Annotated in this window: 15 protein-coding genes; 6 read left to right on the forward strand and 9 right to left on the reverse strand. The window is 44.2% G+C overall.

The window, feature by feature from the left end:
• Positions 1-5 precede the first annotated feature (5 nt).
• On the reverse strand, positions 6-980 hold the full coding sequence (locus tag CDG61_RS06265) for a class 1 fructose-bisphosphatase (protein WP_087550799.1): 975 nt from the start codon (positions 978-980) through the stop codon (positions 6-8).
• 183 nt (positions 981-1,163) lie between these two features.
• Between CDG61_RS06265 and CDG61_RS06270 the strand changes: the two genes are divergently transcribed.
• Positions 1,164-1,349, forward strand: a complete 186-nt coding sequence (locus CDG61_RS06270) for an NF038105 family protein (RefSeq protein WP_087550800.1) — start codon at positions 1,164-1,166, stop codon at positions 1,347-1,349.
• A 73-nt stretch (positions 1,350-1,422) separates the two neighbouring features.
• On the opposite strand, the gene pal is transcribed toward CDG61_RS06270, so the two are convergent.
• From pal to ybgC, 6 genes are all read right to left on the reverse strand, one after another.
• A complete protein-coding gene (gene pal, locus CDG61_RS06275) occupies positions 1,423-1,992 on the reverse strand; it encodes a peptidoglycan-associated lipoprotein Pal (protein WP_087550801.1) in 570 nt (189 codons plus the stop codon).
• Between the two features lie 42 nt (positions 1,993-2,034).
• Complete coding sequence (tolB, locus tag CDG61_RS06280) at positions 2,035-3,318, reverse strand: Tol-Pal system beta propeller repeat protein TolB (protein WP_171405628.1); 1,284 nt, start codon at positions 3,316-3,318, stop codon at positions 2,035-2,037.
• Positions 3,319-3,532: 214 nt separating this feature from the next.
• On the reverse strand, positions 3,533-4,840 hold the full coding sequence (tolA, locus tag CDG61_RS06285) for a cell envelope integrity protein TolA (protein ID WP_087550803.1): 1,308 nt from the start codon (positions 4,838-4,840) through the stop codon (positions 3,533-3,535).
• 1 nt (position 4,841) lies between these two features.
• Positions 4,842-5,291 carry a protein TolR gene (tolR, locus tag CDG61_RS06290; RefSeq protein WP_087511236.1) on the reverse strand — a complete coding sequence of 150 codons (450 nt, stop codon included), beginning with the start codon at positions 5,289-5,291 and terminating at the stop codon, positions 4,842-4,844.
• Complete coding sequence (gene tolQ / locus CDG61_RS06295) at positions 5,291-5,989, reverse strand: protein TolQ (protein ID WP_087550804.1); 699 nt, start codon at positions 5,987-5,989, stop codon at positions 5,291-5,293. The genes tolR and tolQ overlap by 1 nt, the downstream gene beginning before the upstream one ends.
• A gap of 24 nt (positions 5,990-6,013) precedes the next feature.
• Positions 6,014-6,421, reverse strand: coding sequence for a tol-pal system-associated acyl-CoA thioesterase (gene ybgC / locus CDG61_RS06300; RefSeq protein ID WP_087511239.1), 408 nt, complete (start codon positions 6,419-6,421; stop codon positions 6,014-6,016).
• A gap of 68 nt (positions 6,422-6,489) precedes the next feature.
• On the opposite strand from ybgC, the gene CDG61_RS17725 reads away from it, so the two are divergent.
• On the forward strand, positions 6,490-6,618 hold the full coding sequence (locus CDG61_RS17725) for a hypothetical protein (RefSeq protein WP_265936249.1): 129 nt from the start codon (positions 6,490-6,492) through the stop codon (positions 6,616-6,618).
• A gap of 185 nt (positions 6,619-6,803) precedes the next feature.
• Here the strand turns inward: CDG61_RS17725 and CDG61_RS06305 are convergent, their stop codons facing one another.
• Both CDG61_RS06305 and CDG61_RS06310 read right to left on the reverse strand, forming a co-directional pair.
• Positions 6,804-7,988, reverse strand: coding sequence for a porin (locus CDG61_RS06305; RefSeq protein ID WP_087550805.1), 1,185 nt, complete (start codon positions 7,986-7,988; stop codon positions 6,804-6,806).
• Positions 7,989-8,172: 184 nt separating this feature from the next.
• Positions 8,173-9,111: a LysR family transcriptional regulator gene (locus CDG61_RS06310; RefSeq protein WP_087550806.1), complete on the reverse strand. Its 939-nt coding sequence runs from the start codon at positions 9,109-9,111 to the stop codon at positions 8,173-8,175.
• 103 nt (positions 9,112-9,214) lie between these two features.
• Between CDG61_RS06310 and CDG61_RS06315 the strand changes: the two genes are divergently transcribed.
• From CDG61_RS06315 to cntA, 4 genes are read left to right on the forward strand one after another with little or no spacing between them, the layout of a single operon-like run.
• Positions 9,215-10,303, forward strand: a complete 1,089-nt coding sequence (locus CDG61_RS06315; protein WP_087550807.1) for a tartrate dehydrogenase — start codon at positions 9,215-9,217, stop codon at positions 10,301-10,303.
• Between the two features lie 48 nt (positions 10,304-10,351).
• Complete coding sequence (locus tag CDG61_RS06320; RefSeq protein ID WP_147387774.1) at positions 10,352-12,022, forward strand: BCCT family transporter; 1,671 nt, start codon at positions 10,352-10,354, stop codon at positions 12,020-12,022.
• Positions 12,019-12,966, forward strand: a complete 948-nt coding sequence (locus CDG61_RS06325; RefSeq protein ID WP_416240699.1) for an alpha/beta hydrolase — start codon at positions 12,019-12,021, stop codon at positions 12,964-12,966. Before CDG61_RS06320 ends, CDG61_RS06325 begins: the two co-directional genes overlap by 4 nt.
• Positions 12,967-13,018: 52 nt before the next feature.
• Positions 13,019-14,125: a carnitine monooxygenase subunit alpha gene (cntA, locus tag CDG61_RS06330; RefSeq protein ID WP_416240706.1), complete on the forward strand. Its 1,107-nt coding sequence runs from the start codon at positions 13,019-13,021 to the stop codon at positions 14,123-14,125.

Below are 14,125 nucleotides of genomic sequence, written 5' to 3' on the forward strand. Positions count from 1 at the left end.
CTGATTCAATGATGGTATGAAGTGACCAGTTCGACTTCATTTTTTGAACCGATTACAACAGGTACACGCTGGTGTAATTCAGTAGGCTGAATGTCCATGATACGGACACGACCTGTGGTGGATGAACCGCCAGCCTGTTCCATCAGCATACTCATAGGATTTGCTTCGTACATTAAACGCAGACGACCTGCTTTCTGTGGATCTTTTGTGTCATATGGGTACATGAAAATACCGCTGCGACAAAGAATACGGTGAATATCGCCCACCATACATGCCACCCAGCGCATATTGAAATCTTTTTCACGAGGACCTGTTTTACCCGCTTCAAGTTCATCAATATAACGTTTAACCGGTGCTTCCCAGTGACGTGCGTTAGATGCATTGATGGCATATTCTTTCGTGTCAGTGGCTACCTGAATGTTTTCAGTTGTCAGAAGGAACTGCTGAGTTTCAGGATCGAAGGTGAAAAACACTGTGCCGACACCCACTGTCAGCGCCATCATGGTTGATGGACCATACAGTACATAACCTGCAGCAACCTGTTGAGTGCCTGCCTGCATGAAGTCATCTGCCTGAGTAACTGCATTTTTAGCAGGTAAAACAGAGAAAATCGTACCTACACACATGTTGATGTCGATGTTGCTTGAACCATCAAGTGGATCAAACAGAACCAGATACTGACCATTTTCCTGAGCAGGGGTAAAATCATCGAGCTCTTCAGAAGCAAGACCACCGACGTGTGGATGTACTTTCAGCGCATCAATCAGATAATCGTTGGAGATGACATCGAGCTTTTTCTGGGTTTCACCCTGAACATTTTCGTGTTCAGCACTTCCCAGTACGCCTGCCAGCGCGCCTTTTTGCAGAGCCTGATCAATCGTCTTGCAAGTATCTGCAATTGTTTCAATTACTTGAGAAAGTTCAGGCGTTAAGTTCCCGCTTTGTTGTTGTAGAAACTGGGAAAGGCTGAGGTTAGACATAACTGGATGGCTCCGAGGTCAAAACGAATCAAAATGAATAAAAAATCAATGCGCTCTATTTTAGATGAGAACGAGCTAAAAGAAAAATTAAACTGGACTATTTGTCGTGATTTTACCCTTGCAAGTCCTGTGGAAAATGCTATGTTGATGGAAAGGATTTAATTTTCAGTCAGGAGCACAGAAATGACCACGAAGAAATTTGATGCGACTCCAACCCCGAGTGAAGGGATCAACTTTGATGAAATTTCTGATGATAAGGTGAGAGAAGCCTGGAAAGGGTACGAATCCAAAGCAGAATACAAAGATTTCAACAAACATGATCTGATTGAGTCTTTACAGACTCAACCGGTAGAATCAGAAAAAGTCTGATAAAAAAAGCACCCTGAAGTGGGTGCTTTTTTTATCTCAACCCTTTAATCAGAGTGGAGAGAATGCCTGTGAATTATTTCAACAGTGGCGGAACAGCTTCATAGTTGATTTCTACGCGACGGTTCTCTTTCCATGCACTTTCATTATGACCGGCATTGATCGGCATTTCTTTACCATAACTGACAGCTTCGAGCTGTTGTGGTTTCACACCGTTGGTCACAAGGAAGCTTTCAACGGCTTTAGCACGACGCTCACCTAAAGCCATGTTGTATTCACGGGTACCACGTTCGTCTGTGTGACCAGTCAGAGCAACTTTAGAGTTGGCGTTTGCAATCAGGAATTGAGCATGTGCCTGTAAAGTCTGATAGTCGTCATTGGACAGATCACTGCTGTCATAATCAAAATGAACAACACGTTTAGCAAGAAATGCTTTATTTGCAGCAGTTACACCCTTGGATGAAGCACCCGCAAGATTCTGTGCGCTGATTGCGGCATCTTCGCTCAGACCTTCAGTGTTGACTGTGCCTGAACCTGATGGGTTCTGAGCGGCTTCAACAACACCAGCAGGTTTACGGCTGGCACAACCGGTCATTACCAGTGCAGTCGCCAGAACGGGTAGTACAAACAGTTTGATTGCTTTCATTATTATCTCCATGAAAGTTAATTATTGATTGATCTGTTGAAATTATTTTGGTGCCCATGCCGGTTCACGGACTTCACCCTGTTCACTCGGAAGATTCATACGGAAACGACCATCCAGTGACATGATGGACAACAGTCCACGGTTTCCTTCACGTGTTGCATAAACCACCATCTGTCCATTTGGAGAGAAACTTGGAGATTCGTCCAGACTGGTTGGGGTCAGAATATTGGTAATACCTGTGTTGATGTCCTGGATGGCAACTTTATAGTTGCTGCCACTCGGACGATGAACCAGTGCAATCTTTTTACCATCTGCACTGAGTGCTCCACGGGCATTGAATGCTCCACGGAAAGTCAGTCGCTTTACACTGCCATCAGCAAAGCTGTAAGTATAAATCTGTGGAGAACCACCACGGTCAGAAGTGAAGATAAAGGATTTACCATTTGGGGCATAACGGGCTTCAGTGTCAATTGAACTGTCATTGGTCATGCGCTCCAGTTTACGGGTTTCCAGATCCATTTCATATATTTCTGGGTTGCCGTGTATGGAAGCCGTAAACAGCATTTTTTTGCCATCAGGAGAGAAACCTGGTGCGCCATTCAGACCACGGAAACTGGCTACTTTTTCACGACTGCCACTGGCAAGATCCTGGATGTAAATTGCTGGGCGTTTGGTTTCGAAAGAAACATAGGCAATTTTTTTGGCATCAGGTGTCCATGCAGGGGACAGGATAGGGTCACGTGAGGTCAGAATGGTTTTAGGCTGTTCACCATCTGTGTCTGCAATCTGAAGGGTATAGCGTTGTTCGGGGGTAGCAGGGTTACGCAGTACATATGCAATACGACCACTGAAATCACCTTTGATCCCCGTCAGAGCTTCAAAAATAGCATCACTGATCATATGTCCTGCCTGGCGGACACGGGATGCTGGAACAGTCAGCAGTTCATTCAGTAAATACTGCTGTTTTTGCACATCGTACAGCTGATAATGAACTTCAAAACCACCACCGGCTGCCGGTTTTACATTACCTGTAACAACGTAAGGAACTCCCGCAGCTTGCCATGCAGCAGCATTTGGATTGTTCATATCGGCAGTTGCTGGCAGGTTTTTTGATGAACTTGTAAATTTACCAGAACGGTTCAAGTCATTTTCTACAATTGGATAAATGTTCTGATCACCACTGAAAGGCAAAATTGCAATTTTAGGCGCTTCTTCTGGCGCTTTGGTGATTTCCAGGTACAGATGAGCATATGACTGAGTGATCAGTACTGGGCTCAGTGCAGTTAAAATGGTTAAACAAAGTAGATGTTTGCGCGTCATTTCCATCATTCGCTGTTCACTCTGAAGCTGTGAGTTATTGTCTGTGTCATTGGGTCACATAATGGCATGATTATGGATTATTTAAAGCACCAAAATATGACTGAACTGTTATAACACTGTGAAAAAGTGAATAAATAAGCTGATTGTACCGAAAATTTATTTAAATTCTGAATTCTTAAATAAAGAACCACAGCAAATGGATTAACTGTGGTTCAAAAAATTACTTCGCAGCATTCATTACAGATGTATAGGAACGTGCCTCGCGTCGCGCATCCGGATCTGAAGGCATTGGGTACGGCGCAGCAGCTCGGACAGCCGCCTCTATACTAGCTTTCAGGTCAGGATCATTTGATGTAGCTACAACGGATAATACAGCACCACTGTCACTTAAAGTAACACGTACGGTAGCCTGTTGACCGCGTGAAGCTGGAGGAACTTCCCAGACGCTGTAAATACGTTTTTGAAAATCACGCTTTGCAGAGGATGCAATTTTTTTAGCTTCAGCCTTTTTGTTGGCTGCTTCCTCAGCAGCTTTTTTAGCAGAAGATGCACGGGCTTCTTCTTCTGCAGCAGCTTTTGCTTTTTCAGCTGCATCTGCTTTACGTTTTGCTTCTGCCTCACTACGGGCTTTAGCCTGAGCGTCTGCTTTAGCTTTGGCATCTGCCTTCGCTTTTTCAGCTGCATCTGCTTTACGTTTTGCTTCTGCCTCACTACGGGCTTTAGCCTGAGCGTCTGCTTTGGCATCTGCCTTCGCTTTTTCAGCAGCTTCAGCTTTACGTTTAGCATCCGCTTCCGCACGGGCTTTGGCCTGAGCGTCTGCTTTGGCTTTTTCAGCAGCTTCCGCTTTACGTTTAGCATCTGCTTCAGCACGGGCTTTGGCCTGAGCGTCCGCTTTTGTTTTGGCATCTGTTTTGGCTTTTTCTGCAGCTTCCGCTTTACGTTTTGAATCTGCTTCAGCACGGGCTTTAGCCTGAGCGTCTGCTTTAGCTTTGGCATCCATCTTGGCTTTTTCAGCTGTTTCTGCTTTACGTTTTTCATCTGCTTCTATACGGGCTTTGGCCTGAGCATCCGCTTTTGCTTTGGCATCTGCCTTCGCTTTTTCTGCAGCACTTGCTTGAGCACGCTGTTTAGCCTGTTCTGCTGCAAGTTTCTCCGCTTTTTCCTGAGCTTCAGCAGCAGTTTTTGCAGCCAGTGCCGCTTTTTGTGCATTCAGTGCCGCAGCTGTTACAGCAGGAGTGGTGACTGGAATCTGAGGTGCAGGTGTTTCTACAGGTTCGGCTGTCTGAGTAATTTCAGGAGCTGTATTGGTATGTGTTGTTTCCGCAGAGTCAGTCTGTTCCAGTACTTTGGGTTCAGGTGGCGGTAAATCTTCAGGTTTAACCAGCACAGTTTTGATCTGTTTGGGTGGAACTGGGGGTTTACTCATGCCGAGATACAGAAAACCCACGACTGCAATCAGATGTACCCCGAGGGTAAATCCGATGGCAACGGCATTTTGTTTAAACGGCGGTTTTTTGGAATATTTCATATTACTTTTCTGACTTGGTCAGTAAACCTACCTGGCCTAAACCAGCATCCTGTAATGCAGACATGAGTTGCATGACTTCACCGTATGGGCGTGATTCACTTCCGTTAATCAGTACAGTCAGCTGCTTTTTACTCGCTTGAGCCTGTTCCTGACTTTCGGACAGAACTGTTTTCAGTTCATCCAGTGTCATGACGTCATTTGGGTGGTTTTTATCTTCAAGAAGAAGCGTGCCATCGTCTTTTAAAGTGACTATAGCAGGGCGGTCTTCAGACTGAATCGGATTGTTGTTTGCCTGAGGCAAGTCAACTTTGACCCCAGTGGTAATCATTGGGGCTGTCACCATGAAAATGACGAGCAGAACCAGCATAACGTCAATATAGGGTACGACGTTCATATCACTTTTCAGTGGTTTTTTTATACGCTCAAAGCGTCCTGAACGCTGAATAGCCATCAGTCCTGTTCCTTTGTACTGTCCAGGGACTGACGTTGCAGCAGTGCAACCATTTCTTCGGCAAACAGGGCACGGTCAGAATAAACACCTTCACCTTTGGATGTGAAATGGTTAAATGCCAGTACGGCAGGAATAGCAGCAAACAGACCAATTGCTGTGGCAATCAGCGCTTCTGCAATACCTGGGGCTACAGTTGCAAGGGTAACCTGTTCTACATCTGCCAGACCAATAAACGCATTCATAATCCCCCAGACAGTACCGAACAGACCGATATAAGGAGCAACTGAACCGATACTTGCAAGTGCTCCAAGACCCTGTTCCAGACCGGACTGATCACGGCTGAGCCCCACACGTAAAATACGCTCAGTTCCCTCAATGGTCTGAGTCTGTGGTGCATTACGTTTTTTCAGTTTAAGAAACTCACCCAGTCCCTGATAGAAAATATCTTCCAGTCCACGACGTTTTGAATTGAGTTGAGCATTGTTGTAAAGAGTATTCAGTTCAGCGCCAGACCAGAACATTTTCTGAAAATGATCATCATCGGCCTGGGCTTTTTTATAGCTCATATGTAACCTGGCAATCAGATACCAGCTGTAGAGTGATGCCAGAAGTAAAATCAGCATAACCAGCTGAACCACAGGACTTGCCTGTAAAATAAGATCTGAAATGTGAAGCGTGGATTCTATTTGAGTTGCCATAGTTACATGTGCCAGTAGTAATTTTTATTCGTGATCGAGTTCTCGCTGAATCAGATCACGGATTTCATCAGGAATTCGGCTCGGTCTCATTTCATTGCTGATGCAAGCCAGTTCAACCTCGCCAGAAGCTAGCATGATTTCACCACGATAAATATTTTGTTGCAATACAAATGACGTAGCTTTACATGAAACTACACGTGCAGTAACAGTGATGAGGTCATCCATCAATATAGGGCGTGAATATTTCACATTTATTTTATGCACGACAAAATTATAATCTTTCTGGTGCCAGTAATGGTCAATACCTGATGCTCTCAGCCATTCGGTACGGGTACGTTCCATAAAGCGAATATGGTTGGCGTGATAGACAATACCACCTGCATCGGTATCTTCAATATATACACGGATCTGAAATTCAAACTTATTCGCCATGATGCTGTTCCACTGTGTTTCTGTTTTGAAGTTTTGAGTCCTGTTTCATACTGAAAGAGGTCATGACTATGACTCAGAATTCAGTGGAAGGTCAGGTTTCTGCAAGTGTGCAGTTTACCATAACGCCTTTTGACGCCTATGGCACAACAGATCAATACTCAGGATCTTATTCGGACGGGGGTTGTAATATTGTGTGAAAAATCAATGGATGTTTCTGGTGTGAATGGGTGAGGGGAAGTTCAACAGAATGATATTTTCAGACAGATTCTGAAGGATAAAGAAAGAATATTGTTTTATGGATAAAAAATCACTGTAATTTAAGGTTGAATTACAGTGAAATATATAACAAATATCAGTGTCTCAAAGATAAAGACATCAGGATTTAAAAATAATAACCGGCAGATACAAAGAACAGTTGGCTGGCTTTGTTGTGATCTCCTTGCCCAAGTGACAGACTGCTGCCTCCTGTCATAGGGTCATTTTTACTGCGTATATATTCTGCCTGTATGCCTAAATTTTTATAAAAAAAGTAAAAACCGGCATTCAGACGATCTGAATCAATAAAACCAGACTGTTGCTTGTTGTAGGTACTGTAAGTCAGATAAGGCTTAATTTCACTGATATTTTTAAAAGGTTCTTTGATGGAGTAACTGATTTCAGTTGCGGCAAAACGGGCTTTGTTTGCCACCTGATAAGGGTAGTCAAAAGCACCGATGGTTGAGTCAAAAGGATGATTGAGATCATTGGTCTGAATATCCTGTTCCCCAACACTCAGCATCCATTGCCAGTTCTGATAGTCTGTAACAGCAAAGGCATTCCAGGTTTTACGGTGTCCATCCTGAGGACCGATCTGATTTTCAAGTTCTGAATACCAGTAGGAAGCCCCTATTTCTGTTTTAAAATTCTGTTCAGAATTGATGGAAATATTCCTTGAAATACGTCCAATCCACATATTCTTTTCTTCTATGTCAGTGCCTGTGGACAGATCATCTGCCTGAACAAAATTGCCTGAATAGCGGCTGGAATCTTTGGTTGGACCTTTATAATTTCCGCCATCCCGAGGATAAAACCCCAGTGTAATATGATTTTTATCATCGTTGTACTGATATTTTATACCGGTGTTCTGGATGTCTTCGATACCTACAGTATTGAGAATAGTTTCATAATAACTGTTGCCCCATAGTCTGGCATAACCAAAATCTACAGACTGTAACCCTACATTCACTCGGTGCTGATCAGAAAATTTATAACCCAGCCAGGCATCTTTCAGAAAGATTGCATCACACAGACGTTCATACTGGTAGCAGCGGGTGTCCATTGAGGCAATCCAGTCTGGATTTTCATAAGCAACCACCAGTTTGATATCGGCAAGTTTCCAGTCCCCATTGGCAGAGCCTTCGTTTGCAGAATCTGCATAATCTTTATAGAGATAACGTGTCCGTACAGCACCGGAAATGTCCAGTTTTCCTGTTGCTGTGTCTGCATTTCCGATATGGAGAGTTCCAGCGGGTGTAAGTGTGCTGATCAGTGCCGTGCTAAGTCCAATCAATGCAATAATTTTTCTCATCCTGAGCTTCCTTGTTGTCTGAGCCTGGAAAATGACCTGGATGAGGTGGGGCGATCAATATCCTAAGCAGAAATACACTGTTTACGATTGATGGAAAATGCAGTATTGCAAGGCATCAGCGGGCTGAACTTAATGAAATATCAGATGAAATGCAGAGAGTTATGCTTCAGCGTTGTACTGATTTTTAAGGAATGGGGGTGCCAGGTTTTATACCGGTTAATGGTTCAAGGCGGTTTTGCAGTTGCTCACGGATAAATTCTATACAGACCTGCAGGCGGGAGGAGCTTTGCAGGCGTGATGGATAGACTGCCCAGATATCTGCATCCTGCCAGTAATCCGTTAAAATATGCTGTAGTTTTCCCGTTTTAAGATCTTCTGCGACATCCCAGATGGAACGTAAAATAATACCTTTTCCATCCAGTGCGAGCTGACGGATGATTTCGCCGTTATTGGAAATAAAGTGCGGCTCAATGTGTGTGATGCTTTCATCTGTGCGTGATTTTAATTTCAGAACCACTGAAGCCTGATCACGTTCACTGATCCCAAGATAGTGATAATTTTTCAGATCATGAATGGATTCAGGTTGACCGTAATGTTGTAGATAGGCAGGGGATGCACACAGTATTCTGAAGTTGGACATCAGCTTACGTGCAATCATGTTATGTGCAATGTCATTACCAATGCGGATATCCAGATCAATACTGTGTTCAATCAGATTTCGGGTGTTGTCGAGCAGATCAAAATTTACTGACAGTCCAGGGTGAATCTGTAACAGTTCAGAAAGAATGGGAGCAATATGTTTTCTGCCAAACCCAAAGCTGCAGACGATATCCAGGTGTCCGGACGGATGTTCAGCTGTACTGGTCAGCAGATCACTGATGTCATCATAACATCCTAATAACTCAGCCACTTTATCCAGAATCAGTTTGCCGTTGTCAGTCAGACTGACATGCCGTGTATTGCGGTGAAACAGTTTGCAGTTGAGGGTCTGTTCCAGAATATGAATACGTTTACTGATATAGGCAGGTGAAGTGCCCAGTTCTTCAGCTGATTTACCGAAACTTCGGTTCAGAGCAACTTCATAAAAAACTTTTAAATCCGCAAGATTAGGTAGATTCTTCACACTCTGTGTCCAATGGCTTGATAGTTTGCTGGTTGATCAACCGTGTCGGGAAAAGCATCTTAAACAGGTTAGGGAAAAACAACTGGATGCGTAGATACAAGTGATGACACAGAAATTTAAGATTGCGACAATTGCAGGCGATGGCATTGGTTTAGAGGTTTTACCACAAGGCATTCGGGTAGTAAAGGCTGCAGCCGAAAAGCATGGTATTGATCTTCAGTTCGATGCTTTTGACTGGGCGAGCTGTGATTATTATCTCGAGCATGGAAAAATGATGCCGGATGACTGGTTTGAAACCTTACAGCAGTACGATGCCATTTATTTTGGTGCTGTTGGTTGGCCTGACAAAGTACCTGACCATATTTCTTTATGGGGTTCACTGTTACAGTTCCGTCGCCGTTTTGATCAGTATGTCAATCTGCGACCTGTACGTCTGATGCCAGGGGTAAAGTCACCACTTGCAGACAAACAGCCTGGGGATATTGATTTTTACGTAGTCCGTGAAAACAGTGAAGGTGAGTATTCTGCTATTGGAGGGAAAGCTTTTGAGGGGACTGAGCGTGAATTTGTATTGCAGGAAGCGGTATTTACCCGTCATGGCGTAGACCGCATTCTGAAATATGCTTTTGAGCTTGCCCGTGAGCGTGATGCTAAAAAAATTACTGCTGCCACCAAATCCAATGGTCTGGCTGTCAGTATGCCGTACTGGGATGACCGCGTAGATGCTATGGCAAAGCAGTATCCTGACATTCAGGCGGATAAACAGCATGTGGATATTCTGGCAGCACGTTTTGTGCTTCAGCCTGAGCGTTTTGATGTTGTTGTGGCATCCAATCTTTTTGGTGACATTCTGTCCGATCTTGGTCCGGCATGTACCGGTACGATTGGACTGGCAGCATCTGCCAACCTGAATCCTGAGCGTAAATTTCCATCACTGTTTGAACCTGTACATGGTTCAGCACCGGATATTTATGGGAAAAATATTGCAAATCCTGTGGCAGCAATATGGTCAGGCGCCATGATGCTTGATTTCCTGGGGGATGGAAATCCGCAGTTTGAAGCAGCCAGTCAGGACATTATGCAGGCTATTGAACACGTACTTGTTCATGGTCCGAAAACGGCTGATGTAGGTGGAAGCGCGGGAACAACCGAAATGGGTGAGGCAATCGCAACATTGATTACTCAACTTTGACAATCAAGGGGTACTTCATGGAGAAGTATCCCTTTTCTATATGGATTTGTGGATATGGATAGCAAAACAACAAAAATCTATACAGACAAGGTGCTGGCAGTCACGAGTCTCTCGTTTGTCTTTATCCTTGTTGCTGGACTGGCGATGTTTCCATCGGCATCGATTGAATTTGCTGCAAAACTGATGCACTGGACGACATCAGTTTTTACAACGCCTGTGCTGTTATTTACCTTTCTGTCCATTATTTTTACGATTGCACTGGCATTCAGTAAATATGGAAAAATCAGACTCGGTGAAGGTAAACCTGAATACAGCACCATGAGCTGGATCTTTATGTTTATCCTCTCAGGTATTGGCTCATCCAGTCTTTACTGGGGATTTCTGGACTGGGCTTATTATTATCAGACACCGGGACTTGGACTTGCACCTGAATCTCAGGATGCACTGAAATACAGTGTTGCATACTCATTCTTTCACTCAGGTGTCAGCGCATGGTCCATCTATGCACTTGCCTCCATTTCATTGTGCTACAGCTTTCATGTCCGGAAAAATAAAGGTCTGAGCCTGGCTGCCATTGTGGAAGCTGTGACAGGCTATAAAGCAACCGGAGTGGTCGGTCGTGTTGTTGATGTACTGTTCCTGTTATGTATGTTTGGTGCACTGACAATTTCACTGGTACTGACCGCCGTCACATTCACCAATATTCTGTCTTTGCTGACGGGTATTCCAAATACCTTTATGACCAAGGTCATTATTATTCTGGCTGTTTCAGTAGTTTTTGCGCTGAGTTCTTATGTTGGTATGGAAAACGGTATGAAGCGTCTGAGCCATATGGTCTGCCTTGGCGTGATGCTGTTTGCTGTATATGTGCTGTGTTTTGGTCCAACCGAATTTATTTTAAACAATACCATGATGAGTCTGGGGCTGATGGCTTCACATTTCGTGGAAATGAGCCTGTTTACAGATCCTATGGGCGATGGAAAATTCACTCGTGAATGGACTGTTTTCTACTGGTTGTGGTGGATTTCTTATGCACCTGGTGTTGCCTTGTTCGTTACACGGGTTTCTAAAGGCAGAACCATTAAAGAAGTTATTTTTGCTATGGTGCTGGGTGGAAGCGCAGGTTTATGGTTCATTTTCGGTGTGTTTGAAAATTACAGTGTTTACAGTTTTATTCACGGACTGGTCAATGTGCCGAATATTCTCAGTACTCAGGGCGGAGAAGTTGCGATTGGACAGCTGCTCAATCTGTTGCCAATGGGTAAACTGGTCATGTGGTTCTTCCTGATCGTGATGGTTATTTTCCTTGCAGCCCATATGGATGCTGTTGGTTATGCTGTTACAGCAACCTGTACACGTGGACTGGAAGAAGGGCAGGATCCGTCACCGAATGCACGTCTGTTCTGGTGTGTCATGCTGACACTGGTGCCGATTGCGATGATTTTCTCTCATGCACCGCTGGATACCATGAAAACAGCGACCATTGTGACGGCACTGCCTTTTATTGTGATCATTCTGGTTCAGACCTATGGACTGATTAAGTGGTTAAAAGAAGACTATTCCAATATACCTGCACATCTGATTGAACAGCAGAATGCTGATCCTGTGGAGATGTCTGACAGTATGCAGGCGTTACAGCACAGGACTGAAAGCTCTCAGCCTGCCAATGAACAGGTCTTTGAATCGGTTGCACCATCTGTAAAAGGAGATGCTTCATGAACATGAAATCTTATGAACTGAGTCCAGCAATGCAGAATCTGGTTTACTGGAGTGGAGTTTATACTCCTGCCAGTCAGGATATTGAGTCTGTACGTGCTGCCTACGATGCAATGTGTGAATACTACACGCCTGAGCGGGATGAGCTGGTGAACATTCAGGATCATGTTGTACATACAGCAGAATATGATGTTCCGGTACGTCTGTATTTCCCTGAACAGCAGAGCGTTCCTGAGCAGGGATGGCCCTGTATTCTGTATATGCATGGCGGTGGGTATGTTGTGGGTGGACTGGATTCACATGAGTTTTTTATCCGCCATTTGTGTGCAGACCTGAAAGTTTCAGTGGTCAGTGTGGACTACAGACTGGCACCTGAACATGTTTTTCCTACTGCATACAATGACTGCATGGCAGTCTATCAGTGGATCAAAACTCAGTCCACGCAGTGGCAGATTAACCCTGAAAAAGTGATCCTTGCCGGTGACAGTGCAGGTGGGAATCTGTCCACCGCTCTGGCGGTCAACCTGCAGCATACAGGTCAGCAGGCTCAGGGACTGGCACTGATTTATCCAGGTCTGAACACAGGGTGTGATCTTCCTTCTTATGTCGAGCATGCACATGCGCCATTGCTCAGTACTGAAGATGTTTATTTTTATCTGAAAACGTATGCACCGGATGAAAAGGACTGGAAGGACACCCGGCTTGCACCGCTGAATGCAGCAGACTTTTCAGATATGCCTGCCAGTTTTATCTCTGTCGCAGAATATGACCCCCTGCGTGATGATGGCAAAGTACTGGCGGAACATCTGCAGCAGGCTGGCATCGAATACAGCTATTTTGAAGCAAAAGGACTTTTGCATGGCGGATTAAGGTCACTGACTGAGTGTCCTGAAGTTCAGACCTTATACCAAAAGATGGTACAGGCAATTGGTAAAATGCTTGATTAACATCAGGATAAAAGTAAAAATTTAAAAATTGGAGAAAACAGTTGTGAGACAGATGGAAAAAGTACCTGAAAACTTTTGTACAGACCCGGAAAATGCATGGACCTTGCCAAAAGTTTTTTATACCTCCGGCAGTGTATTTGAACGTGAGAAAGAAGAAATTTTTTCTAAAAGCTGGATCTGTGTAGGTCATTACAGCGAAGCTGCCAGTGCCAATCAGTATTTTACCCGCAAGGTGATTGGTGAAAATATTATTGTCATCCGTGGTAAGGATAATGTTCTTCGGGCATTTTACAATGTATGTCCACACCGTGGTCATGAGTTGCTGACAGGAGCAGGGAAGTCCAAAAATGTAATTACCTGCCCATACCATGCATGGACATTCAAACTTGATGGTAGTCTGGCACTTGCACGTAACTGTGAAAATGTTGCAAATTTCGATAAAGAAAACTCAAACCTGGCAGCACTGAAAGTTGAAGAGCATGGAGGTTTTATCTTTATCAATATGGAACCAGAGGCGACCTGTGTTGCAGATCAGCTTCCAGGTTTTGCAGAAAAACTCGGTGAAGCGTGTAAGGTGGTTAAAGACCTGAAACTGGCAGCCCGTTTTATCACGGAAACGCCTGCCAACTGGAAAGTCATTGTTGATAACTATATGGAATGTTATCACTGTGGACCTGCTCATCCAGGTTTTTCAGACTCCGTGCAGGTGGATAAATACTGGCATACATTGCATGAAAACTGGACTTTACAGTTTGGTTATGCGCGTTCTTCTGAGAAATCCTTTAAGCTGGACCCTTCAGTGGTCGATCCATCTTTCAATGGTTTCTGGACCTGGCCAAGCACCATGTTTAATGTGCCACCAGGTGCAGATTTCATGACGGTGATTTATGAGTTCCCTGTAGATGAAGAAACTACACTGCAACATTATGATATTTACTTCTTAAATGAAGAACTGACTCAGGAACAGAAAGATCTGATCGAATGGTACCGCCATGTTTTCCGCCCGGAAGATCTTAATCTTGTGGAAAGTGTACAGCGTGGTCTGAAATCACGGGGATACCGTGGTCAGGGACGTATCATGACTGACAAGCAGCGTTCGGGTATTTCTGAACACGGTATTGCATATTTCCAGAGTCTGGTGGCAAAGCATTTTCAGTAA

This window comes from Acinetobacter sp. WCHAc010052 (genome assembly GCF_002165295.2).
GTDB classification, from domain to species: domain Bacteria; phylum Pseudomonadota; class Gammaproteobacteria; order Pseudomonadales; family Moraxellaceae; genus Acinetobacter; species Acinetobacter chinensis.